The organism is Clostridium lundense DSM 17049 (assembly GCF_000619945.1).
GTDB lineage: Bacteria > Bacillota > Clostridia > Clostridiales > Clostridiaceae > Clostridium_AO > Clostridium_AO lundense.
The window spans coordinates 461,250-487,786 of record NZ_JHVC01000002.1; the positions used below are offsets into that span (position 1 = coordinate 461,250).

At 29.6% G+C, this 26,537-nt stretch carries 23 protein-coding genes and 1 pseudogene; all 24 read left to right on the forward strand.

From position 1 onward, the window contains the following. Positions 1 to 142: 142 nt before the first annotated feature. Positions 143 to 1,894 (forward strand): cell wall-binding repeat-containing protein, encoded by a 1,752-nt coding sequence (locus T514_RS25570; protein ID WP_051541817.1) that lies wholly within the window; start codon positions 143 to 145, stop codon positions 1,892 to 1,894. A gap of 291 nt (positions 1,895 to 2,185) precedes the next feature. Beyond that, positions 2,186 to 4,627, forward strand: a complete 2,442-nt coding sequence (locus tag T514_RS25575; protein ID WP_051541819.1) for a cell wall-binding repeat-containing protein — start codon at positions 2,186 to 2,188, stop codon at positions 4,625 to 4,627. Between the two features lie 306 nt (positions 4,628 to 4,933). Further along, the gene (locus T514_RS25580) at positions 4,934 to 6,880 is read left to right on the forward strand and encodes a cell wall-binding repeat-containing protein (RefSeq protein ID WP_051541821.1); all 1,947 of its coding nucleotides are present in this window, start codon (positions 4,934 to 4,936) and stop codon (positions 6,878 to 6,880) included. Between the two features lie 45 nt (positions 6,881 to 6,925). Next, positions 6,926 to 7,612 (forward strand): YveK family protein, encoded by a 687-nt coding sequence (locus tag T514_RS0105940; RefSeq protein ID WP_027623946.1) that lies wholly within the window; start codon positions 6,926 to 6,928, stop codon positions 7,610 to 7,612. Positions 7,613 to 7,877: 265 nt separating this feature from the next. Further along, a complete protein-coding gene (locus tag T514_RS0105950) occupies positions 7,878 to 8,654 on the forward strand; it encodes a tyrosine-protein phosphatase (RefSeq protein WP_341350166.1) in 777 nt (258 codons plus the stop codon). A 14-nt stretch (positions 8,655 to 8,668) separates the two neighbouring features. Beyond that, positions 8,669 to 9,406, forward strand: a complete 738-nt coding sequence (locus tag T514_RS0105955) for a CpsD/CapB family tyrosine-protein kinase (protein WP_027623948.1) — start codon at positions 8,669 to 8,671, stop codon at positions 9,404 to 9,406. A 628-nt stretch (positions 9,407 to 10,034) separates the two neighbouring features. Further along, entirely contained in the window at positions 10,035 to 10,673 is a 639-nt protein-coding gene (locus T514_RS0105960; RefSeq protein ID WP_027623949.1) for a sugar transferase, read from the forward strand. 13 nt (positions 10,674 to 10,686) lie between these two features. Next, positions 10,687 to 11,598: a glucose-1-phosphate thymidylyltransferase RfbA gene (rfbA, locus tag T514_RS0105965; protein ID WP_027623950.1), complete on the forward strand. Its 912-nt coding sequence runs from the start codon at positions 10,687 to 10,689 to the stop codon at positions 11,596 to 11,598. Between the two features lie 21 nt (positions 11,599 to 11,619). After that, entirely contained in the window at positions 11,620 to 12,675 is a 1,056-nt protein-coding gene (gene rfbB, locus T514_RS0105970) for a dTDP-glucose 4,6-dehydratase (RefSeq protein ID WP_027623951.1), read from the forward strand. 12 nt (positions 12,676 to 12,687) lie between these two features. Further along, positions 12,688 to 13,245 (forward strand): dTDP-4-dehydrorhamnose 3,5-epimerase, encoded by a 558-nt coding sequence (gene rfbC / locus T514_RS0105975; RefSeq protein WP_027623952.1) that lies wholly within the window; start codon positions 12,688 to 12,690, stop codon positions 13,243 to 13,245. A gap of 19 nt (positions 13,246 to 13,264) precedes the next feature. Beyond that, positions 13,265 to 14,158, forward strand: coding sequence for a dTDP-4-dehydrorhamnose reductase (rfbD, locus tag T514_RS0105980; protein WP_027623953.1), 894 nt, complete (start codon positions 13,265 to 13,267; stop codon positions 14,156 to 14,158). A 356-nt stretch (positions 14,159 to 14,514) separates the two neighbouring features. Then, positions 14,515 to 15,690 carry a beta 1-4 rhamnosyltransferase Cps2T gene (gene cps2T / locus T514_RS0105985; protein WP_084284337.1) on the forward strand — a complete coding sequence of 392 codons (1,176 nt, stop codon included), beginning with the start codon at positions 14,515 to 14,517 and terminating at the stop codon, positions 15,688 to 15,690. 20 nt (positions 15,691 to 15,710) lie between these two features. Beyond that, positions 15,711 to 16,592 (forward strand): LicD family protein, encoded by an 882-nt coding sequence (locus tag T514_RS23940; protein WP_051541824.1) that lies wholly within the window; start codon positions 15,711 to 15,713, stop codon positions 16,590 to 16,592. Between the two features lie 45 nt (positions 16,593 to 16,637). Then, positions 16,638 to 17,357: an IspD/TarI family cytidylyltransferase gene (locus T514_RS0105995; RefSeq protein ID WP_027623955.1), complete on the forward strand. Its 720-nt coding sequence runs from the start codon at positions 16,638 to 16,640 to the stop codon at positions 17,355 to 17,357. Positions 17,358 to 17,367: 10 nt separating this feature from the next. Beyond that, the gene (locus tag T514_RS0106000; RefSeq protein ID WP_027623956.1) at positions 17,368 to 18,438 is read left to right on the forward strand and encodes an SDR family oxidoreductase; all 1,071 of its coding nucleotides are present in this window, start codon (positions 17,368 to 17,370) and stop codon (positions 18,436 to 18,438) included. Continuing rightward, positions 18,435 to 19,412, forward strand: coding sequence for a glycosyltransferase (locus T514_RS0106005; RefSeq protein WP_027623957.1), 978 nt, complete (start codon positions 18,435 to 18,437; stop codon positions 19,410 to 19,412). The genes T514_RS0106000 and T514_RS0106005 overlap by 4 nt, the downstream gene beginning before the upstream one ends. Positions 19,413 to 19,440: 28 nt before the next feature. After that, entirely contained in the window at positions 19,441 to 20,781 is a 1,341-nt protein-coding gene (locus T514_RS0106010; RefSeq protein ID WP_027623958.1) for an O-antigen polymerase, read from the forward strand. Between the two features lie 14 nt (positions 20,782 to 20,795). Next, complete coding sequence (locus T514_RS0106015; protein ID WP_027623959.1) at positions 20,796 to 22,751, forward strand: HAD-IA family hydrolase; 1,956 nt, start codon at positions 20,796 to 20,798, stop codon at positions 22,749 to 22,751. Between the two features lie 50 nt (positions 22,752 to 22,801). Next, complete coding sequence (locus T514_RS23945; protein WP_051541827.1) at positions 22,802 to 24,286, forward strand: flippase; 1,485 nt, start codon at positions 22,802 to 22,804, stop codon at positions 24,284 to 24,286. Between the two features lie 241 nt (positions 24,287 to 24,527). After that, on the forward strand, positions 24,528 to 24,872 hold the full coding sequence (locus T514_RS27130) for a helix-turn-helix domain-containing protein (RefSeq protein ID WP_207640918.1): 345 nt from the start codon (positions 24,528 to 24,530) through the stop codon (positions 24,870 to 24,872). Between the two features lie 12 nt (positions 24,873 to 24,884). Then, positions 24,885 to 24,980, forward strand: a pseudogene (locus T514_RS27665) (helix-turn-helix domain-containing protein); the annotation flags it as partial. Positions 24,981 to 25,009: 29 nt separating this feature from the next. Continuing rightward, positions 25,010 to 25,204, forward strand: coding sequence for a hypothetical protein (locus T514_RS27255; RefSeq protein WP_242850558.1), 195 nt, complete (start codon positions 25,010 to 25,012; stop codon positions 25,202 to 25,204). Then, positions 25,198 to 25,824 (forward strand): IS3 family transposase, encoded by a 627-nt coding sequence (locus T514_RS26050; protein ID WP_242850561.1) that lies wholly within the window; start codon positions 25,198 to 25,200, stop codon positions 25,822 to 25,824. The genes T514_RS27255 and T514_RS26050 overlap by 7 nt, the downstream gene beginning before the upstream one ends. Before the next feature lie 543 nt (positions 25,825 to 26,367). Beyond that, the coding region (locus T514_RS23960) for a reverse transcriptase N-terminal domain-containing protein (RefSeq protein WP_034868198.1) at positions 26,368 to 26,537 on the forward strand (170 nt) is incomplete at its 3' end.

The following is a 26,537-nucleotide window of genomic DNA, read 5'->3' on the forward strand; positions in this document are numbered from 1 at the left end:
TTGTATGTTTTTGCATATTGTTAAAAAATTGTTTGATAAGAATATATGGGTATTATACTTGGAACATGTTGTTAATATTTATAAATTTGAATATAATTGATATGAGGGTCATATATAAATAAATTTAAGGAGGATTACTTATATGTGTAAAATTAAAAAATGTCCCACAGTTATTTTAGCAATGGCTGCTACAATTTTAACTAGCACACTAACTGCTAGTAAAGTATCTGCAAGCACATTAGCATATACAGGGAGGCTTTGGGGAGCAGACAGATATGAAACATCAGCCAAGATAGCTAAATCTGCTTGGGAATCATCAGAATATGCAATAGTGGCATCAGGGGAAGGGTATGCAGATGCACTATGCGCAGCACCATTAGCTAAAATTAAAAATGCACCTATATTACTTACAAACAAGAATGAATTAAATAGACATACATTAACCGAATTAAGGAGATTGAAAGTAAAAAATGTATATATAGTAGGGGGAGAAGCTTCTATTTCCAAAGAAGTAGAGAATAATATAAAATATTTAACTGGAGCAGAAACAGAGAGACTTAGTGGTAAAGATAGGTACGAAACTTCAGTAAAAATTGCAGAGAAATTACCTCAAACTAATAAAATAATATTAACATCAGGAGAAGGATATGCAGATGCATTATCAGCAGCACCAGTAGCTGCAATAAAAGCTATTCCTATAATTTTAACAAAATCAAATGAATTACCAACTGTTACAAGAAATTATATAGATGATTCGAAGATAACTAGTGCTTATGTAATAGGTGGTCAAGCATCAGTAAGCGATACGGTTAAAAATTCTGTTTCTAATGCTCAAAGAATTTACGGACAGGATAGATTTGAAACTAATGCAGAAGTAATTAGAGCATTTGCGTTGGATTTTGAGTTTAACAATGCATATGTTGCTTTAGCGTCAGGGTCAACTGGAAAAGAGTTTGCAGATGCATTATCAGGGTCAGCACTAGCAGGAAAAAAGTCAGCACCAGTTATATTAACAGGAAAAAAATTAAATGGTGCCACTAAAAAGATAGTAGATGAAATGCTTTTCCCAACAAGTAATATAACAGTTTTAGGTGGAAATAATAATGTTTCTGATGAGTTAATTGATAGTATGAGAGTAAATGTATCAGAATACTTTGGTACAAAGAATGAAGTTTACACTAAAAATGTTCAGGGAAATGCTGTAATAACAGATAAGAACATTACATTGCAGGATATGAAAATTGAAGGAAACTTATATGTTCAGGGAAAAGACTCCAAATTATCCAATGTAAATGTAACTGGAACCATATATATTGATCATGGAAGAGATGGCGAATGTGTACTAGACAAAGTTGATGCTAAGAATATAGTTGTATTATCAGGGGAACCAGACAAGGATAGTGTACAATTAAAAAATGTTTATGCAAACAATTTAAATGTATTAAGTAACTCTATAGTAAGAATAGTTTCACAAGGAACAACAGAAATTAAAAATACTGAAGTTGCATCAAATGCAATTATCGAAAATAGAGGTGGCAATTTTGGAAATATAAAAATTCCAAAAAGTCCTAAATATAAAGATATTGAATTTAAAGGAACTTTTTTGGACCCAATTATAGTCGAGGGGCAGGCAGAAATAAAGGCACCTAATGCAGGGAATATACCAAGAATTAAAGTAAGAACTGATAAGAATGAAGAGATTTTATTTGATGGTAAATTTAATGTTATAGAAGTCTATACAGAAACTGATATAAAAATTACTAGAGAAAGTACAGCTACTGTGAGAGCAGAATCATCAGAAGCAAAAGTAGGAGCTAAAGTAAGTGTGCCACTAAAAGCAAATGTAAGTATTGAAGGTCTAAGAAAAAATAATATTACAAGATACGATAATTAATGAACTTATTTAAAATGATAAGTTATATTAACGACATTTTTCGCAAAATATTATTAAATTTATATGAAATATTAACGATAAAATAAAGTAAAGTAAGATAATATAAATTGTATAGTTCTAGATATACAAGACTATTAAAAGTTAAAATATTGGAAAATAATTAATATTGTAGTATAATGGTAATCAGTTACTAATTATTAACATTAAATCAATTGTTATCTAGAGAATTGTTAATATAATTTATTAAAGCTTAAAAATCTTACTTTTAAATTAATATATGGAGGGATACTAATGTACAAGAAAAGCAAAAAAACTATATCAATCTGCACTGTTACTTCTGTGCTTTTAACTAGTGCGCTTGCAGGTGTTAAGGTATCAGCAGCAACACCACCAGAAACACCAAGACTTTGGGGAGCAGATAGATATGAAACAGCAGTAAAAATATCACAGGCAGGATGGACAACATCAGAATATGCAGTAATAGCATCTGGAGAAGGCTATGCAGATGCACTATGTGCAGCGCCTTTAGCAAAGGTAAATAATGCTCCTATTTTACTTACAAAAAGAAATGAATTAAATGAAAAAACTTTAAAAGAACTTAAAAGATTAGGAGTAAAACACATCTATATCATAGGTGGACAAGGTTCAGTTTCAAATAAAGTAGAAAATAAAATAAAAACTTTAGTAACTTCTAGCATAACTAGACTTGCAGGAAGAGATAGATATGAAACATCAGTTAAGGTTGCTGAAAAACTAGGAAAAGTTGATAAAGTTGTATTAGCATCAGGGGAAGGTTATGCAGATGCTTTATCAGCAGCACCAGTAGCAGCAATTAAAAAAATACCAGTACTTTTAACAAAAGCTAATGAATTACCAGGTTCTACAAGAGAATATTTAAGATCTTCAGGTGCAACTACTACATATGTTATAGGTGGTATTGCATCAGTTAATGACGCAGTAAAGGGATTAGTACCAGGTGCAGAAAGAATATATGGACAAGATAGATATGAAACTAATAAGGCAGTAATAAATGCTTTTGCTACAGAATTTGATTTTCATAAAGCATATGTAGCTTTAGGTTCTGGAAATAAGAGTGAATTTGCAGATGCTCTTGCAGGTTCTGCAATAGCTGCTAAAGATGCAGCACCAGTTGTAATAACTGGAAAAACTTTAAGCGATGCTACAAAAGAAATAGCTAAAGAGAAATTTTCGCCAACAAGTACTATTACAGTATTAGGTGGAGTTAAAAATGTTTCTAATGAATTAATAGACAGCATAAAGATTAAAGCAGCTGAATATTTCGATAAACAAGGAACAGAATATACAAAAGTTGTAAATGGAAATGCTGTAGCTGTTGCAAAAGATGTTAAATTAAAAGATACTACTGTAAAAGGAAATCTTTATATTGAAGGAGATAATATCTCTGTTACAAATTCAACTGTAGAAGGAACAGTTTATGTAAATCCAGGAAAAGATGGAGTAGCTAATTTAGACGGATTAACTGCTGGCAAAATAGTAGTATTATCTGGAGCTAAAGATAGTATCCATTTCAAAAATGTAAAAGCTAACTTATTAAATGTTGTAAGCAGACAAGATGTAAGAATAGTTGCAGAATCAGGTACTACAATTAAAAGTTCTGTAATATTATCCAATGCAATACTTGAAGGTAATGGTGGTTCATTTGGAGAAATGAAACTAGCTAAAACAGTTCTTGAAAAATCAGTAGAGTTAAGAGGAAACATAGATAAGACTGTAGTAGTAGAAGGTAAAGTTAATCTTAAAGCAGCAGCAGGTGCAAATATAGCTAAGGTAGAAATAAGATCAGCTAGCAATGATCTTGTAGTTCTTGATGGTAATTTAGGTACTGTTGAAGTATATACTGCAGCTAATATTAAGGTTGAAAAGGGAGCAAAAGCTACAATTATAGCTAAAACAGAGGAAGCTAAATCTTCAGCTAAGATAGATGTTCCAAAAGGAGCAGATGTTAAAGTTCAAGACTTCAAGGATGGCAATGTAACTGGAGATGGAGCTAAAGATGCTACTACATCCGTAATTGGTGGCGGAGGATCAAGCTCAGGCGGATCAGGCTCTTATGAAGGGAAATATGATATTACTGTAACTGTAGATGGATATGATAAGGAATTAAAATTTGAAAGAATATTAAAGAATGCTTCACTTATAGAGGTATATTCAAAAGTAGCAAATGATGTTAAGAATAATGACAACACTTATAATTTAGTATCTTCAGCTATGAACAAGATGTTTAACAAAGCAGCAAACATAAATATAAAAGGACAAAATTCAATAGATTATGTTGTTAGCAAATTAAGAGCTTGGAATAAAGACAGCAAATTAGCAGATTATATAGAAAAGAAAGAAAATGAAAATATAATAAATTATTTTGCAGAAAAGGATTTAAAGGAAATATATAATATGCTAGATAATAAGACAGGTGGAGATATAGTTATACCTGAACTTGAAAAAGATGGAGCAAAATTAGAGAATATAGTTATAGGTAATAAAACTTATAATGTAGGACAGACTATTAAACTAGCAGAAGTTCAAGAAGAACTAGACATGAAACCTACTAGTAAGTTAGATGATTTAAGATCTAGAGAAATAACAGCAGTAGCTAATTTCTCAAATGGAAACAAATATACTCTAAAATCTGATGGAAAAGGAACTATAACTGTTGAAGCAATGGGTAAAAAGGCAACAATAACTATTAAGTAATATTTGGTATAACTCGGGTGAATCCCTCACCTGAGTTATTTTTATGAAGTAGATGTAATTTTTGCAGGTTTAGATTTAAAATCAATATTCGATATATTAAATAAGTTTCTGATTAGTTGGGATAAATAATATAATAATGTCTGTAAAATTTGGAAAAATAATGGAAAATTTATTGTGTCATAATAAAAAAAATGTTAAAATTGAACTGATTAATATAAAAGAACAGAGGAGTTTATCTAAAAATAAAGTTTAAATTAAAACAGAAAAGAAGAGTCCATGGAGTAATAAATAAAAGGAGGGTATCATATGGAAAAAAGAATTAATTTTAGTTTAAGAAAAATTTACAGTAAGTTTGCAGTAATGCTTACTTTATCTATGTTTCTATCTCCAATGATGGTAAAAGCAGAGGCAAATTCATTTGAGAGAATTAGTGGAAATAGTAGATATGAAACTTCAGCAGCTATTTCAAAGAATGGCTGGACAAGCTCTCAATATGTAGTAATAGCTCAGGGAGAAAACTTTCCAGATGCATTATGTTCTGTGCCTCTTGCAAAAAAATATAATGCTCCTATTTTACTTACTACAAAAGACAAATTAAACTCAAATGTTGAAAATGAGATAAAAAGACTTGGAGCTAAAAACATAATTTTAATAGGAGGAGAAGCATCAGTATCCTCTAATTTAGAAAAATACATAAGAAAAACTTTTAGCAATGCTTCAGTTGAAAGAATTGCAGGTAAAGATAGATATGAAACTTCTGCTAAAATAGCAGAAAAATTAGATTTTAAAGGGGAAGTAGTATTGGCTTCATCTATGTATTATGCAGATGCATTAGCCATAGCACCTATAGCTGGTAAAAAAGGAATGCCTATACTTCTTACAGAAAAAAATAACTTGTCTGTATCCGCTAAAAATTACTTAAAAGATAAGAATATTAACAAAACTTATATAGTTGGTGGCAATGGTGTAATAAGCAACAATATTGAAAAGGAAATTAAAAATCCATATAGAATAGCTGGACAGGATAGATTTGAAACAAATGTGGAAATTTTAAAGGCTTTTAATAGCGATATAAACTATAGTAATGTAATTACCGCACTAGGTAAGGGACCAAAAGGAAACGAATTTGCAGATGCTTTATCAGGAGCAGCTTTGGCAGCTAAAATAGAAGCACCAATGGTACTTTCTTATAGCACATTGCCACAAGTTACAGAAAATTATTTAAATAATATAGTAAGTGACGGCACAAAGGTTTATGCTCTAGGAGGAGAAGCTGTACTTCCATCTAGTGCTGTGTCAAAGATTAAACCTAATGTTAAGATTTATAATGATGATTCTACAGTAGTTGAAAACACAACTATTAATAATACTACGAAAATAAAAGGTAATAATATATCCTTAAAAAATATAACTGTTAATGGAGATTTATATATAACAGGAGATAAATGTTCAATTGATAATGCAAAGATAAATGGTAATGTATTTGTACAATCTAATAAAAATATATCTTTAAATTTGAAAAATAATTCTTTAACATCTCAATTAGTATTAGATGGACAAATAGAAGTGACAACTGATAGTTATACAACGATAGCTAAAGCTAAGGTTACAGGAGAACAAAGTTTAATAAAATTGAATGGTAAATTTGGAGAAGTCCAAATAGAAAATGGTAAGAAAGTAGAATTGACTACAGGAACAACTTTAGATAAGTTGACTAGTATTGGAGATAAAGGAAAAACTGTAACTATAGATGTAGCAAAAGATGTTAAAGTAAAGGCAGTTTCTGGTGAGTTGAATTTAACTGGAGCTGGAGCAAGTGGAATAAGTAATAATACACAAGCACCTAGCGGCGGTGGTGGTGGTGGAGTTGCTCAAGGAGAAGGTCCTAAAGTAACTAAACTATATTTAAAGGGAAGCGATGGCACTATAATAAATGGTAATATTAGTGGTAACGATATAAGAATGGAAATTCGAAAAAATTACGATAAAAAAATCGTAAATGTAATAGTAACAGCTTCAGATAATATAGCAACAGCCTCAGCAATGGGAAACGATATAACAAAGGAAGAAATGGACAAGGTTTTTGGATCAAATAGAAATGAAATAGACTTAATGAAGTATATAAGAAGTAAAGGCTTTGATCCAGAAAATGATGGAGTTGCCATAAGCAATATTACACTTTTAGATGAAACTAGAATTACTTTAAAAGATGCTAATGGAAAATCCACTACTTATAAACTTTATGTTAAATAGTATATTTTAATTGGATTTTTTTGATTGAAAAAGGCGGGGGTAAAAATGGAGCAAGAAGTGACTTTGGATTTGAAGGACTTTTTTCATATCCTTATGAAAAGAATAAAGTTAATTGGAATAATAACTTTATCATGTACCGTAATATCAGCGTTACTAAGTTTTTTTGTAATAAAACCGACCTACGAAGCAAAAACCAGTATAATAATAGGTAAGCTTCAAAATGCAAAAGAACAACTTAATAACAATGATGTAATGATGTATCAAAATCTTATAAAAACCTATGCAGAAATAGCTAAATCTGATAGAGTGGCAGACTCTGCTTTAGCGAAATTAGATGGAAAATATACAAGACAAAAGCTTCAAAAAATGATAACTGTAACTCCACAACAAGGTACACAAATACTTATAATAAAGGTAGAAAATGAAAGTGGAGAAGAAGCCGCAAAAGTAATGAAGGCAATATCAAAATCATTTCTTGATGAGTGCAAAATAGTATATCCAACTGGTGGAAATATAAGTGTTATAGATGATGCTAAAGTTCCAGAAAAGCCAGTAAAACCTAATAAAACTTTAAATGTAGCCATTGCATTTTTTATAGGACTTATGGCATCTGTAGGATTAGCATTTATCCTAGAATATATGGATAACACTATAAAAACAGAAGACGATGTAGAAAAGTATTTAGGTCTACCTGTTGTTGGAATTATACCAAAACCACAGGAAGAAAAATAATAGTTAACAGAGAACAGAGAACAGAGAACAGTTGACAGAGCACAGATAAATAGTGGATAAAATGGCTAGAATTAAGATAATATTATTTTAATTCTGGAGGCTAGTAATGAATAGTGTAGTTTATAAGAAGGCTTCATTACTATTAGGTAATTGCAAAGAAGTAACAAAAATGTTGGTTTCTACTATAAAAACTACGAAACTTAATTTAGAAAACTAATATCCGTACTCTGTACTCTATAATCTGTACTCTGATATAAGGGTGTTGATGAAATTGTTAGATATACATAGTCATATACTACCAGAAGTGGATGATGGGGCAAAGTCCTTAGATATTTGTATGGATATGTTAAGTATTGCAAAAGAAGATGATGTGAATAGTATTATAGCTACTCCTCATTATTATAGAGGATACTACGAAAAAGAATATAATGAAATATTGCAGGTAATAGAAAAAGTAAACTCTACAGCAGAAGAAAAAGGCATAAACATAAAAATATTGCCAGGGCAAGAAATTTTTTTGGACAAACATACACCAAAACTTTATAAAGAAGGAATAATAGGTGGCTTGAATAATAGTAAATATATACTTATTGAACTACTTATGGGAGATTTTCCTAAGGATGCATTAGATAATATATATGAATTAAGGTTACAAGGTGCTATGCCTATATTAGCTCATCCTGAAAGATATAGGTATATTATGGAGAAGCCCTCTCTTATAAATGAATTTGGTAAGGAAGGATGTTTATTTCAAATTAATACAGGAAGTATTAAAGGTATTTTTGGAAAAAAAGTAGAAAAAACAGCTGAAATATTAATAAAGAATGGTATATGTAACTTTATAGCTTCCGATGCTCATTCTACAGGAAATAGATGTCCAGGATTATATTCATCCTTAGAGTTAGTAAAAAAGCTCAATGAAAAAGTATATAACTGTTTTAATAAAAATTGTACTTTATTATTGAATAATAAAGATATTGAATATGAATTTGAAGAAATAAAAGAAAAGAGGAGTTTTTTCAGCTTCTTTACAAAAAAATAAATGGAGTGAATAAGATGGGAAATATGGATTTAATTTCTGAAAGAGACCCTAAGTCTCCTATAGCAGAAGCGTATAGAACATTAAGAACTAATATACAGTTTTCATCCTTTGATAAGAAGATTCAAACTATAATGGTGACAAGTTCTGGGCCAGGAGAAGGTAAATCTACTACATCTTCAAACTTAGCAGTGGTAATGGCTCAGACAGGAGGCAAAACTATAATTATAGACTGTGACCAGAGAAAACCAAGGTTACATAAGTTATTTAATTTATCTAATGAAGTAGGATTATCAGATTTGCTAGCAGGAAATACAGGGTTTTCAGCAGCTGTGCATGAAACTAAAATTAAAAATTTAGATGTACTTCCAGCTGGTACAAGACCTCCTAATCCATCAGAACTATTATCTTCTAATAAGATGAGTGGTTTTGTAGAAGATTTAAGAGGGGAATACGATTGTATAATACTTGATACTCCTCCTATAGTAGCAGTAACAGATGCCCAGCTTATAGCTAGATATGTTGATGGATGTATCCTTGTAATATCTTCAGGAGAAGTAGAGAGAGAAGCTGCCATAAAGGCTAAGGCACTTTTAGATAAGGTGCAAGCTAGAATAATAGGAGCAGTATTAAATAAGGTAGAGGTATCAGAGAAAGGTTATTATGGATACTACTATCATTATTACTATGGCAATGATGGACAAAAGGTTAAGAAGAAAAAAACTAGTAGTTCAGAAAAAAGCGTATCAGCTTAGAAATAAAAAAGAATCTTTAAAAATAAAACTTAAAGATTCTTTTTTATTTTTATTAAGTTAGATAAAATAATTACGAATAAAATATTAAATGGGACAATTTTAGGTACAAACGAAAAATGTAGAATAATTGTATAAAAAATATTAATACTTTTAAAATATTTTAAAAAACATTTTAAGATATTAAAGCAATAAAATTTAAAGTGGTATAAAAGTTAACTCGTTTAAATAATATGTCATTTAATGAAAAAAATATATATAAGAAATGTAGATTGTTTATAATAGCATAATCATATAATACAAAAATCACTATTTTAAATCATTTTTTTAATTTAAGTGTGTAGAAAAATGAAATAAAATAAAGTTTAATTTTAATTTTTACGAAATTAAAATTAAAAGAAGAAATGATAAAAAAATGGATGTGATAGTAAAATAGAGAAAAATGGAATTAAATAGTCATGTTTTGTATTAAATAGAGTATTTTATACCGTAGTCATTAATATCGATATTTATAGTAATTGGTAAATAATATACAATAAAGTATGTAAATAGATTGTTAATTATTTATTAAGGGGTAGGAGGGATATGTGTGCAGGAACGTAATAGTGGTTTACAAAGTAATGCAGAAAATATTGAAGTAGTGTATGAAGACAAATATGAAAAAGGCAATAGTTATTATATTATAAAAAGAATAATAGATGTAGTAGGATCACTTTGTGGTTTAATATTACTAAGTCCAGTATTGCTTATTGCAGCAGTAGCCATTAAAGTAGATTCAAAGGGACCAGTATTATTTGCACAAGAGAGAGTCGGTCAAAATGGAAGTATATTTAAGATGTACAAGTTTAGATCCATGGTAACTAATGCAGAAGAACTTTTGGATAAACTTAAAGATAAAAATGAAATGTCAGGACCAATGTTTAAAATGAAGAAAGATCCTAGAATTACAAAGGTAGGACATTTCATAAGAAGGACAAGCGTTGACGAACTACCTCAATTAATCAATGTATTAAAAGGGGAAATGTCTTTAGTAGGTCCAAGGCCTAATCTCCCAAGGGAAGTAATTAAATTTACGGATTACCAAAAAACAAAGCTTCTGGCAAAACCTGGGCTTACCTGTTATTGGCAAGTTATGGGCAGAAATAAGATAGGTTTTGAGGAATGGATGGAGCTAGATATAAAGTATGTGGAAGAGAGGAATACTTGGGGAGATATAAAGCTTATATTCAAAACTGTTAAAGTATTATTCGGAGATGAAAATGCAGTATAGGGGAGGAATATAAATGAAAGGAATTATTTTAGCTGGAGGATCTGGAACTAGGCTTTATCCAGTAACAAAATCAGTATCAAAGCAAATATTACCTATATATGATAAACCAATGATTTATTATCCATTATCGGTACTAATGCTTGCTGGAATAAGAGATATTCTTATAATCTCAACACCTAGGGATATAAACTCTTTTAAGGAATTGTTAGGAGATGGAAGTCAGCTCGGATTGAATTTTCAATATGCTATTCAAGCTGAGCCAAAAGGTTTAGCAGAGGCTTTTATAATTGGTGAAGAGTTCATAGGAAAAGATAAGGTAGCACTAGTTTTAGGAGATAATATATTCTTTGGGTATGGATTTACTGAAAGATTAAGAAAGGCAGCTGAAAGAGAAGAAGCCACTATATTTGGATATCATGTAAGTAACCCAAAAGATTTTGGAGTAGTAGAGTTTGATGAAAATAATAATGTCATTTCTATAGAAGAAAAACCACAAAATCCAAAATCAAATTATGCAGTGCCAGGTCTTTACTTTTATGATAGTAGTGTAGTAGAAATAGCTAAGTCAATAAAGCCATCAGATAGAGGGGAACTTGAAATAACTTCAGTTAATAATGAGTATCTAAAGAACAACAAATTGAAAGTGGAGCTTTTAGGAAGAGGAATGGCTTGGCTAGATACGGGAACTCATAGGGGATTATTAAATGCTGCTAATTTTGTGGAAGCCGTACAAACTAGGCAGGGACTGTATGTAGCTTGCATAGAAGAAATAGCATATAAAAAAAGATACATAGATAGAGTGCAGCTAATAAAACTAGCTAAACCTCTTTCTAAAGTAGACTATGGAAAATATTTATTAAGCATAGCTGAGGAGCGTACTAATGTTGTAAGAGAAGTTGCTGCTACTATGCAGATAATAGAATAGATTTTAGTTTTGGAGGGCATTATGAAGAATTATTTAGTTACAGGTGGAGCGGGATTTATAGGATCAAATTTTGTTATATATATGTTGAATAAATATTCAGATATAAGAATAATAAATTTAGACAAGCTTACATATGCAGGTAATTTGGAAAATCTTAAATCCGTAGAAGATAATCAGAATTACGTATTTGTTCAGGGAGATATATGCGATAAGCAACTAGTAGAAGGATTATTTGAAAAATATGATATAGATTATGTAGTGAATTTTGCGGCAGAATCACATGTTGATAGAAGTATAAGAGAACCAGAAATATTTGTAAGAACTAATGTTCTAGGAACAGTTACATTATTAAATGCAGCCAAAAAATCTTGGGAAACAAATGATGGATTTGAAGAAGGGAGAAAATATATCCAAGTTTCTACAGATGAAGTATATGGTTCCCTTGGAGAAAATGGTTTCTTCATGGAGACAACACCAATAGATCCACATAGTCCTTATTCATCAAGTAAGGCCAGTGCAGATTTAATGGTAAAGGCATATGCTGATACATATAAGATGCCAGTAAATATAACAAGGTGTTCAAATAATTATGGACCATATCAATTTCCAGAAAAATTAATACCACTATTAATAAATAATTGTTTAAATTATAAGGAATTGCCTGTATATGGTGATGGACTAAATATAAGGGATTGGTTATATGTGGAAGATCACTGTAAAGCAATAGATATGGTTATAAATAATGGAAGGTTAGGAGGAGTTTATAACGTAGGGGGACATAATGAAAGAACTAATATACAAATTGTTAAGACCGTTATAAAGTATCTCAATGAAAATATAGATAAAGAAGTAACAGAAAACTTAATCAAATATGTAGAAGATAGAAAAGGACATGATAGAAGATATGGAATAGATCCATCTAAGATAAAAGAAGAACTAGGATGGTACCCTGAAACTACCTTTGAAGTTGGAATTAAGAAAACAATTGAATGGTATTTAACTAATCAAGAATGGATGAAGAATGTAACCAATGGAGAATATCAAAATTATTATATAAAAATGTATGGAGAAAAGTAGGAGGTTAGATTTATGGGACAGTTTAGTTTTATACAAGCCCCTATTGAAGGTTTATATATAATAGAACCTAAGGTGTTTGGAGATCATAGAGGTTATTTTATGGAAACATATAATTATGAGGATTTTAAAGCTGTTGGATTAGATATGGTTTTTGTACAAGATAATCAATCGAAATCAAAAAAAGGTGTACTTAGAGGATTGCATTTTCAGACTAGATATCCTCAAGGGAAGCTCGTTAGGGCTATAAAAGGCGAGGTGTTTGATGTAGCAGTAGATTTAAGAAAAGAGTCAAAAACTTATGGACAATGGTATGGTGTACTTTTAAGTGAAGAAAATAAAAAACAGTTTTATATTCCGGAGGGATTTGCACATGGCTTTCTTGTAACCTCTGAGGTTGCTGAATTTGTATATAAATGTACAAATTTATATCATCCAGAGTTTGAGGGTGGAATCACTTGGAATGATCCAGATATAAACATCCAGTGGCCATTAGATAAGATAGAAGAAATATTATTATCTGAAAAAGATAAAAATGCACCAACCTTAAGGGAGAGTAATATACAATTTTAGTTTCTAGGAGATAAGTTAGATGAAAATATTAATTACAGGTTGTAAAGGTCAATTAGGTAGTCAAATTATTAATATACTAAAAGAAGGAACGTCAGAATTAGGTGATATATCTGAGGTTTACAAAACAGCTGAAATTATAGGCGTAGATATAGAGGATTTAGATATATCAAACTTACAATCAGTAAAAAGTTTGTTGGTTAAGGTTAAGCCTAATGTTGTCATCAATTCTGCTGCTTATACAAATGTTGATGGATGCGAAAGTAATCAAGATTTAGCTTTTAAAGTAAATTCAGTAGGACCAAGAAATTTAGCAATTAGTTGTGAGCAGATAGGGGCAAAACTTATACACATATCAACAGATTATGTATTTGAAGGCAATGGTACGGTACCATATAAGGAATATGATATAACTAATCCAGTAAGTATATATGGAAAGACAAAGCTGTTGGGGGAAAGCTATGTTAGAGAATTTTGTTCAAGATATTTTATAGTGAGAACTGCATGGCTTTATGGATATAATGGAAAAAATTTTGTAAAGACTATTATTAAGGTAGCTAAAGAAAAAGGACATTTGGATGTAGTTGATGACCAAAGAGGAAATCCAACCAATGCAGAAGATTTAGCATATCATATTTTGAAATTAGCGTTGACTGATGAGTATGGGGTATATCATTGTACTGGTATTGGTGAGTGTTCTTGGTATGATTTTGCTAAGGCTATTATTGAATATGCGGGTATAGGATGCACTGTTAGTTCTATAACCTCTGATAAGATAAATAGAGCTGCTAAGAGGCCAAGTTTCTCGTCTTTGGATAATATGATGTTGAGATGTAGTGTCGGAGATAAAATGAGAGGCTGGAGAGAGGCTTTAAAAATTTTTGTTGGAAAATATAATATGAGTAATAATATGTGATATTTTACAAAATTCTTATAATATTGATGAGATGTTCACTTTATGATAGAATTTATAATGTACTATTTTATTATGTAATTTTCAAGTTATATCTGATAACGCAAAAATTTTAGACAAGCAGAGTCGTCGCATTGCCGCGGTTTGATTATCTAAATGTCATGAAGATATAGAATTCACAGTTAAAAAATTGCATTTTACTTGTGAAATGGCATGCAACAAGCAAAATATTATTTATCGAATATATCTTTGTGGTTAGTGAATACATGGATGACTTGTTATTGGAATTGTAAGGAAGATATAAGATATGCATAGAGAAGTATTAGATGAACATAGAAAATGTGAAGTGGGAGATATATATGATTGAAAAAGAGCAACACGTTTTCATAATTGGGTGTAAGGGTATTCCAGCTCAATATGGAGGATATGAAACTTTTATTGATAAATTAACACAATATCACGTAAACAAAAATATAATTTATCATATTGCTTGTGCAGTTGATGATATTAAAGAGATACCTAAAGAATTTGAATGTAATGGAGCACATTGTTTCAATATTCAATGGAAGAAGTTGGGGGCTGCACGAGCGATTTTTTATGATATTGATGCTATTAAATGGTCATTAGACTATGTTAAAAAAAATCATATCAAACATCCTGTTTTTTACATATTAGCTTGTCGTATTGGACCTTTTATAGTTCACTATAAAAAACAAATTAAGTCTGTAGGGGGACAACTTTTAGTTAATCCGGATGGACATGAATGGATGAGAGCAAAATGGAGTGCACCAGTTAGAAGGTATTGGAAAATTTCAGAAAGATTAATGGTAAACTATGCAGATTTGTTAATCTGTGATAGTAGAAACATTGAAAAATATATTCATGAAGAATATTCGAAGTATAATCCAAATACAACATTTATTGCATATGGTTCAGATACTAAACCTTCTTTATTAAAAGATGATGATAATAAATTTGTGTCATGGCTGAATGAAAAAGGATTAAAACCAAAGGAATATTATTTAGTTGTAGGTCGTTTTGTTCCAGAAAATAATTATGAGACTATGATTAAAGAGTTTATGAAATCTAACACAAAAAAGAATTTTGCGTTAATTACAAATGTTAGTGATAAGTTTCTACAAGAATTAAAAATAAAAACTCAATTTGACAAAGATAGTAGGATTAAATTTGTTGGAACTGTTTATGATCAGGAACTATTAAAGAAAATTCGAGAACAGACATATGGGTATTTTCATGGACATGAAGTTGGCGGAACAAATCCTAGTTTATTAGAGGCATTAGGAAGTACAGATTTAAACTTGCTCTTAGATGTTGGATTTAATAAAGAAGTTGGAGAAGATGCAGCTCTCTATTGGAATAAGAAAAATGGTAATTTGGCAGCGTTGATTAATGAAGCAGATAATATGGACACTGAATCAATTCAAGAAATTGGAATTGAGGCTAAAAAAAGAATTTCTGATTTGTATAGTTGGGAATATATTGTTGATGAGTATGAAAAAGTATTTTTGAAATAGAAAAAGGATAAGTGAATGCTATGAACTACAATGATTATAAAGAAAAAAAATTTCCTATTGTCGAGTTGGATGATGAAGGACTTCGTAAGTATCAACTAGAGGTTTTAAAAATTGCGTTAGATTTTGTGAAATTTTGTGATTATAATAATATTAAATACTCACTTAGTGGTGGTAGTGTATTAGGAGCAATACGGCATAAGGGCTTTATCCCTTGGGATGATGATATTGATATAAATATGCCAAGAAAAGACTATGATAGATTTGTTTCATTATTTCAAAGAGAATTTAAAGATAAGTACTTACTTCAAACTCCTAAAAATTCACCTGAATTGGGATTGTTAGTTACACAAATTCGTAAAAAAGGCACTGTTGCAAGAAGAAAATATGATTGGAATGCTGAGGAATGTGGTATTTCTATAGATATTTATGTAATAGAAAATGTGTTTACTAGTCCAGTATTATTTTATATACAGAAAGCAGGATCATTAATTTTTCCATTTGCTGTTTCAGCAAGCAGAACATTTAATAATAGAAGGTTACCTAAGCAGATAGAAAAACTAGAAAGCCGTAGGGTACGATATAAAAATAGTAAATTAATTATTGGATGGCTATTTCATTTGATTCCGTTAAGGGTTTGGATATCATTATCACTGAAGTTTTTTACATTATGTAAAAATAATTCATCTAATCTAGTTAGTATTCCATCAGGTAGAAAACATTTTAATGGAGAATTATATTCTCGTGATGAATTATGTAAAATGGTTAATCATAAATTTGAAAATATAGAATTTAAAATTCCTATAGGATATGATCAATATTTAAAACAACTATATGGAAATTATATGCTTATTCCATCTGTGGAAAAGCGTGAAAAACATGTGTTTTTAGAACTTAAATACTAATGTTAATTAAAAATATCTTAGAGATTAAAGTTAAAGGAGATAATTATGAATATAGCGTTAATTACTGCATCAGGTACGGGAACTCGTACACATCAAGATATTCCTAAACAGTTTATTCATGTTGATAATAAACCAATTTTAATATATACATTAGAGGCTTTTCAAAAACATCCTGATATTGATGAAATTTGTGTTGTAATTTTAAAAGGTTGGGAAGAAATGCTTTGGGCTTATGCAAAGCAATTTGGAATATCAAAATTAAAATATGTTGTTAATGGTGGAGAATCTGGACAAGAATCTATTTATAATGGGTTACAAAAAATACAAAAATATAATTCAGAAAATGATGTTGTATTAATTCATGATGGTAATCGTCCTATGGTTGGACAAGATATTATTACAGATAGTATTGAAACCTTCAAAAGATATGGAAATGCAGTTGCGGTGATTCCTTGTACAGAAGTAGTTTTTGTAGTCGATGAAAAAGATAATAATGAGTCATTAGAATCTCTAAATCGGGATTTGCTTAAAAGAACGCAAACTCCACATACATATCAATTGAAAGATATTTGTAAGATTTATGAAAAGGCAAAAGAAAAAGGGATTGTTAATATGGCAGCATCATGTCAATTAATGCAACAGTTAGGAAAGAAATCTTTCTTTTCTAAAGGATCAGAAAAAAATCTAAAAATTACCACATTAGATGATTTAGAAATTTTTAAAGCATTGTTACATTCTAAAAATGATAATTGGATTAAAAAGTAAGGTGATATTTGTGAATTTATATAAAAGTTCAATTTATATAGATGATTTGACTAAAAGTCTTGAATCAATAATTGATTATAGGAATCTTAAGAATTCATCAGTGCTAGTAACTGGAGCAACAGGCCTTATAGGGTCTGCAATCGTAGATGAACTTATATTACTTAATAATATTAAAAATCTTAATATTAAAATTTACGCATGTGGAAGAAACAAAGATAAAATGCGAGAAAGATTTGGCACATATTTCGATATGGAAAATTTTGAATTTGTTCATTATGATGCTTGTTGTAATGTGAAGTTTGATATTAGTGTAGATTATATAATTCATGGAGCAAGTAATGCTAATCCTATGCTATATATGGAACAACCAGTTGAAACAATGCTGAGTAATTTTCAGGGTATGTATCAATTGCTTCTATATGCTTATAAATACCATGTTAAAAAAATTTTATATATTTCTTCAAGTGAAGTTTATGGTAAGAATGACAAAAATAGTGCTTATATGGAAGATGAGTATGGATTTGTAGATTTATTAACACCAAGATCTTCATATTCATGTGGAAAACGTGCAACAGAAACATTATGTTCTAGTTTCATGTATGAATATGGGGTTGATGTTACAATTGTTAGACCAGGGCATGTATATGGGCCAACTGCTCAAAAAATAGATAATAGGGTTTCTTCAATGTTTGCATATAATGTATTAAATGGAGAGAATATTGTAATGAAGAGTGATGGGATGCAGTTACGTTCGTATTGTTATTGTATTGATTGTGCTACAGCAATACTTACAGTACTTCTTAAAGGAATTCCTGGGGAGGCTTATAATATTTCAAATTCTTCATCAATAATAACTATACGTGATATGGCTTTTATACTTGCAAAAGCAGGAAATGTTCAAGTTGTGTTTGAAAAGCCTTCTATAATTGAAAAAGCGGGATATAATCCCATGAGTAATTCTAGTCTAAATAGTAACAAGCTGGAAAAATTAGGTTGGAATGGTATTTTTGATGCTTCTATAGGATTGGAGCATACTGTTAAAATATTGCAACAAATTACTAGTTTAGGGGATATAAAATGAGCGAATCAGTTCTAATAATAATGGCTGTTTATAATAGCGAAAGGTTTATAAGAGAACAATTAAACAGCATAATTAATCAAAATTATAAAAATTGGAATTTAATTATAAGAGATGATAATTCATGTGATAATACAATAAAAATAATTCAAGAGTATAGTCAAAAAGATAAAAGAATAAACATTATTACAAATAGATCTAATAAACATGGGGCGTATTATAACTTTCATACATTAATTAATGAATGCAAAAATTTAAAAAAATATGACTATTATATGTTTGCTGACCATGATGATATTTGGTTACCAGATAAAATAGAAGATATGTTGATATATTTCAAATTACATACTAATAGTAGTGTGCCTTCTTTATTGTATGGAGATATGAAGATTATAGATGAAAATAGCACAATTGTTTTAGATAGTATTAATAAGGTTTTAGGCATTAGGTATAAGAATAGAATTAGCACTTTTTTTTCACATAGTGTCTTTGGATGTAATACACTATTCAACTATGCGTTATTTAATATTGTTCCTGCAATTGATACATCTCAATGTTATGTAAATTTTTTGTCACATGATAACTTTTATGCCAAATATGCAGCAATTAAGGGAAAAGTGATGTATTATGATAAAACGGTAATGCTGTATAGAAGATATGCAAATAATGTAACTGCAAAGCATGAATATGAATTTACAATTAAAAGAATTTTTAAAAGAATTTTTAAATTTTCAGAATTGGCGAAAGATCATGCGTTGACATATAAACAAAGTTTATGTGCAATTGATATAATGAGAAAAAATGGTCTTTCAATAGAGGAGGAAAATATAGTAGAGAAAATCCAAAAAGGAATATTAATAGGAGGATTATATTCAATTGGATTAATTTTAAAATATAGAATTTCTTGGGGAAAACCAGTAAAGACTATCAGTAGAAGTTTGGTTTTGATTACAGAAATATATAAAAAGTACTTGTAAATTATTTATAGAGAGTTTGAGGGATATTATGGAAATATTAATTGTAATTTCTCTGTTTGTTTTAGTGTGGTTAAACTATATGCTATATAATGGAGATTATATAGCGCCAGCGTTTGTATTTTCATTTGCATTTTTAATTAGTGTTTGTGATATGGTGTTAAATCTTAATATTTGGAAAACATCTTTATCTGTTAATACGGTTTTAGTTGTTGTTGGTGGTGTAATAGTGTTTTCTATTTGTACATTTGTTGTACATACATTTTATACTTTATTGAGATCTAAAAGACTAGTGTTACAATCATTAACGGAGAAAAGAATACCTAATTATATTAGATGTAAGAAATGGAAGTTACTTTTATCTATTTTATTCCAACTAATTTGCTTAGTTTTTGTAATAAAATATGTACTTTCAACAACTGCAAAATATGGTACAGATGGTTCACTTTCATCAGCGATAAGTATGTATCAATATTTAAGTAAATTTACTACATTGGATATGAGTTTTCCATTAGTCATAACTTATTCATATATTTTGGTTTCTACTAGTGGATATATTTGGGGTTACATTATTTTGAATAATTATTGTTACTATAAAAAGAAGAATATTTTGGTGATCTTAAATTTTATAATTAGTTTCAGTTCAAATTTTCTTACAGGATCTCGTGGAAATTCAATACAAATGTTAGTAGCCTTAATAGTAGTTTATGTATGTATGATGAAACAGAAAAGGGTTTCACAAGTAAAGAATTTTAAAATAATAATTAAAATTTTTGCGATAATTATTTGTATATTATTTTCATTTGAATTCATAGCCGGGTTAATGGGACGAGATGATTCTTTAGGGTTATTTCAATATATTTCAGTTTATTTAGGTGCTCCGATAAAGAATTTAGATTCATTTTTAGAAGAATATAAAAAAACTTCGTCTATATGGGGATTTAATACTTTTTTCATGCAAATACAATGGATTACTTCAAAAATGGAATTAAATATTCCTATAACTGCTATTAATGTTGATATGCAATATATTAATGGATATAATCTAGGAAATGTATTTACAGCTTTTAAATCATATATCAGTGATTTTGGCTATATAGGTGTTGTTACTTGTACTGGAGTTATGGCAATAATAATCCAAGTATTATATGAAAAAACTAAAGTTATAAAAATGAGAACTAAGTATTTAAAACTTAATATCGATTGTACAAAATTGATATATGGGCATTTATTTGTTGCTATGGCATTTTCCTTTTTTTCAAATAAGTTTTATGAAGCGTTTACAATTACCTTTGCTGAAAAAATTTTTTTTTGGATTGTATTAGCTTGGTTTATTGAAAAAGATAATATACATAATGAAATAACAATATGAAATGGAGGTGTAAAATGAATACCGATATTAGTAATTGGGAGAATATACGTGTTGTCGCGTTTGATTTTTTTGATACACTAGTTCATAGAAATTGTCACCCTGAAATTGTGTTATATAATTGGGCTAAAAAATTAAGTGTGTTTATAGATTATTCAGTAGAACCTTCTGTGTTATATAGTTTAAGAAAACAGCAAGAAGGAGTCAATAGAAAAAAAATCAATTGTGAAGAAACATCATATGAAGTTCTTATACAATCAATATATGATAATATTTCAAGTTTAGTAAAACCAAATATTACATTTGAGCAATTTTATGCAAAATCGTTTGAAATTGAATGCTTACTTGAGCACGAAGCAACTTATGTGAATAAAGATATCTTACCTTTAATTCATAAAGCAATAAATGATAAAAAAAGAATAATAGTTATTTCGGATTTTTATTGTGGTCAAATGTTGATTGAATCAATTTTATTGGAGACAGAGTTAAGTTGTATTTTTGATAAAATTTTTGTGTCTTCAGATTGTGGAGTAAGAAAATCGACAGGTAAATTATATAAATATGTTTTAGATCAGTTGAATATTACTTCTAAGGAACTTTTAATGATAGGTGATAATAAACATTCAGATGTACAAGTACCGAAGCAACTGGGGATTAGTACTTTATATGTTCCATATTCCAATAAAAATAAAATTTATGATAAGGTTAGTTTAAAAAAACAACTTAAAAAAATCATGTTTTCTAATTTAAAAGAAAGTCCGTTTAATGGTTATTTAAGTACTATACTATATTTTATTAGTTCACTATATGAGGAATTAGTAAAGAAGCATGTAAAAAATGTTCTTTTTTGCTCAAGAGAAGGGCAACTAATGAAAGAACTTTTTGATATATATCAGAATAGTACTTGTGTAGGTATCAAGATTAACACACATTATTTTTATGTTTCAAGACGATCAACATTAATGCCATCCCTTGATAAATTAGAAAATGAGAAGTTTATTAGGATTTTTCGTCAATTCAAGCAACTTAATTTAAAAGACTTTTTATATACTATTGGATTTGATCATGATGGATGTGATATGGTTATTCAAGAAACAGGATGCTCGGGAACCGATATAGTAAAAGATCTTTCGGAACATTCAGTATTACAAACTATTATAAAAAATCAGAAATTTGGAGAGCTTTATGAGCGAATAAGATTAGAACAGAAAAGAAATTTTAAAGAATACATTAAAAGTATTGATGCTAATCTTTTTGAAGAAGGACTAGTAATGGTGGACGTTGGATGGAAAGGTACTATACAAGATAATATACAAGCTGCTTTAGATTATTCTATACCAGTGTATGGATATTATTTAGGGCTTAAAATTGATGATCAAATTAATTGTATAACAGAAAATAAGAAGGGATTATTGTTTTCTAATGTACCGTGTGAAGTAAAAAACTATCGGATTTTAACAAAAGATTACATGCTTTATGAGAGAATATTTGTTGCTAACCATGGACCAGTATTAGGATATGAGAAACATATAGATAATAGGATTACACCTATTATTTCGGATGAAAATTCAGAGTTAGAACTTTATGAATTTATTAAAGAATTTCAAAGAAATTTTGTTTCCGGTTTTCAAGAAGCAATTCAGATTTTTGAAAAAAGTAAATGGAATGCAAACGAATTATATCATCAAATGATAACATTAATTTTGTGGCAAGATTGTGTGATTTTTCCCAAGCTATGGAGTTATGAAAAAAATGTTAGAGCAAAATCAAGGGAGAATTTTGGTGATATTTCAAAAAATAAAATTAAAAGTAAAAATAAGTTATCTAGTGAACATTTAAAAAAGATAAAATTCTTATTTGTTGATTACTCGTATAGAATACCACAAAAAATGCATATGAAATTCTTATTTCCTTTATCTAAAGTATATTGTATACTTGTTTATATAATTAATTACATACTGATTAAACAATAGCAGGTGAGATAAGGTATGAAATAATATTAAAGAAAAAGGAAGATTTAATAGTGAAAGTAAAATCAATTAAGTACAATGCGATATTAAATATAATTTATAATATTACTAATATAATTTTTCCATTAATAACATTTCCATATGTTTCAAGAATTTTGCTTACTGATGGAACTGGAAAGGTGTCATTTTTTACATCAATTGCAACTTATGCGACTATGTTTGCATCATTAGGAATTTCAACATATGGAATTAGAGCAACGGCAAAAGTTAGAGACAATAAAAAAGAATTATCAAAACTAGTTCAAGAATTGCTTGGCATCAATTTAATTTCAACTATAAGTGTTTTGGCAATACTAATTTTTTCTGCTTTTTTTGTAGATAAATTTCAGGAAGAACCAATATTATTTTTTATAAATTGTATTATAGTTACAACAGCTGGAATTGGCCTTAATTGGTTGTATTCTGGATTGGAAGAATATGAATATATAACAAAGCGATCAATTGTATTTAAATTAATATCTTTAGTTATGGTATTTGCATTTGTGCATGAAAGACAGGATTATATTATCTATGCTGCAATTACAGCTTTTTCTACTATAGGATCATATATTTGTAATTTTTATTATGCACATAGGATTATTTCTTTTAAATTATGTGATGATTTAGAATTTAAGAAGCATTTTAGACCAATGGTTTATTTATTTGCGTCAATTTTAGCTGTCAGTATGTATACTAATTTAGATACAGTAATGTTGGGATTTATTAATGGTGATACAGAAGTTGGATTATATACAGTAGCTGTAAAAGCTAAGTGGTTATTGTTAACTACGGTAAATGCTATAAGTACTGTTTTGCTTCCAAGATTATCATATTATATTAATGAAGAAAAATTTGATGAATTTAATCGTATATTAAAAAAATCTATTTCTACAATTATTATAATAGCAATCCCGCTGACTTTCTATTTTATTATTGAAGCAAAAGATACTATTTTAATTTTAGGTGGTTTAGGATACTTAAATGCTGTAAAGTGTATGCAGATTATTATGCCAATATTATTGATATCTGGATTCTCTAATATTACTGGTAATCAAATACTTATACCATTAGGAAAGGATAACTGTTTTATGGTGGCAGTTGTTATAGGTGCAGTAATTGATTTTATATTAAATTTATTACTTATGCCTAGATATGGTTGCATTGGCGCAGCCGTTGCAACTTTAATGGCTGAAATTACACAAATGATTATTCAGAGTTGGTATGCTCGTAAATATATACTACATAATATAAATTATAAGACTATAATAAAAACAATTATTGCTACAGCAATTGCAGTTGTATTTACATTAGTTTTAAATAATTATTTAAATGTGAATGCACTGCTAAGTTTAATTATATTAGGTGTTGCATTTTTTACCACATATGGAACAATTCTTTTTATTTTAAGGGAACCACTGGTCTATGAATATATTGGAAGGCCTAGTCCAGGCATTGGAACGACGCCTGAGGATGTAAACAAAATAGAAAAGGAAATTTAGAATATATATTATGGAAAACCATGTTAAGCAAAAACTTAGCATGGTTTTTATTTTAAAAGAGCGAGCTCAGCTGTGCCTTGCTATGGAATCAGACCCCACCTGGAAAATGACGAAAAATGAATAATATAAGAACAGAGATAACTTTAATTTAAGATTGGGGATGTCTCTGTTCTGATATGCTCCCTTCTAGGTAGACAAGTGAAATAATAAAAACTTGTTTACTTAGAAGGGAGTATTTTTTATGTCAAAAACAAATATTAGTCCAGAAAAGAAAATAGCTGCTGTGAAAAGCTTTCTTAATGGAGAAGGCAGTCAGCGAAGTATAGCAAGACAGTTGGGTATTAGTTTTCAATCATTTCAACAATGGATACGAAATTACAAAAGTATGGGAACAGACGCTTTCACAATGACAGGTAATAAAAAATACTCATCCGAATTAAAGGTAAATGCAGTTAAAGATTACCTAGCCGGTCTTGGTTTCCAAGATGATATTCGCTTAATGTATGGAATTCGTTCAAAACACAAACTACAGAAATGGATTATGAAGTATAATAGTCATGAAGAATTAGGAATTTACGGAACATGAGGAACAATTATCATGACCAAAGGAAGAAAAACTACATACGAAGAACGTATTGAAATAATCCAGTATTGTATAGAACACGAAAATAATTATGCTGAAACTGCTGAGAAATACCATGTATCTTACCAACAAGTTTATTCATGGATAAAAAATATGCATCTGCAGGCGTTGAAGCACTTATTGATCGAAGGGGTAGGAAAAAAACAGAATCAGATATGTCTGAACTCGAAAGATTGCGTGCTGAAAATCGACTTTTAAAGGCAGAAAATAAACGCCAGGAAATGGAGATGACATTCTTAAAAAAACTCGACGAGCTAGAAAGGAGGCGATATTAAGCCAAGTTCAAAACGAAACCATTTATTATGCCATTCAACAAATACATGACGAGAAAAGAGCTGCTATTTCAGAATTATGTAGATTTGCTAGGTTTTCCCGCTCATCTTACTACAAATGGCTAAATCGTAAAGAATGTAAGAATGAGCAGTTTAATAAAACACTAATTCCACTAATTAAAGATGCATATGAGGAAAAAGGCGGAATTCTTGGTTATAGACAAATGACAATAAAATTAAATCGAGAGAATGATTTTCATATTAATCAAAAGCGTATTTATAGGCTTATGAAGATTTTGAATTTGAAGTCAGTTTGCAGAAGAAAGAAAAGAAATTATACTAAATCAACACCACAGGTTATATCTGAAAATGTGTTAAATCGTAAATTCACAGCGAAAAACTTTGGTGAAAAGTGGCTCACAGATGTAACAGAAATGAAATATGGCATAAGTAACAAAGCGTACTTAAGTGCAATTCTTGATTTAGGGGACAAGAGTATAGTTTCTTTTATAATAGGACATTCAAATAATAACAATCTTATATTTGAAACTTTTGATTTGGCACATAAAAAGTATTCTGATGTGAAACCTATTTTTCATAGTGATCGTGGATTTCAGGTGTGACAAGAAGTCGCGTAATATATTGTCATAAGACTATCCTATCCATTCGGGGTAACTCTATCGTGACTAGCGTGAACAGTAACGTTCGGGTTAGAAAGCTCACGAGACAATGTGGAAGTTCGAATAGCCTAAATTGGGACAACTGCTAGAGTAAGAATGCTATGGGGAACGTAAAGTGAATCATTGTAGGAATCGTTACGCTGAAGAAAGCGAAATAGGCTGAAACGCTTTGACCAAAATGGTGAGGAGTTGAGCAAAGGCGAACTGTTAAACCAATGCGAATGGATAAAGAACTCCCAGTTTAAAGATGACTCCTAAGGCATTCATAATTATGTATTATGTGGAACTTGGTAAACCCTCCTATATGTTCCTCTACAAAGAGGTATCTAACCGTAAGGAGCGAAATGACATAGAGGGCAGAAGAAAAGGATAAAAAGCGAATGCTGATTTTGTAATGAAAACAGATAAGGGTTCAAACTTTGCCCTAACCCGAAAGGGTGCAGACTTATCCTATGGTATTTCTTAGTAGGAAAGGATTATAAACTTATGAATTTTAGTAACTCAACGACGGATAAAACCGAGAGGCTAAAAAACACAAAATCACTTACCTTTCAATGGGAAACCATTGACTGGAAACAAGTTGAATATGATGTTAATAGGCTACAAACCCGAATTGCTAAGGCAACAGCAAAGGGAGATAATAATAAAGCCAAAAG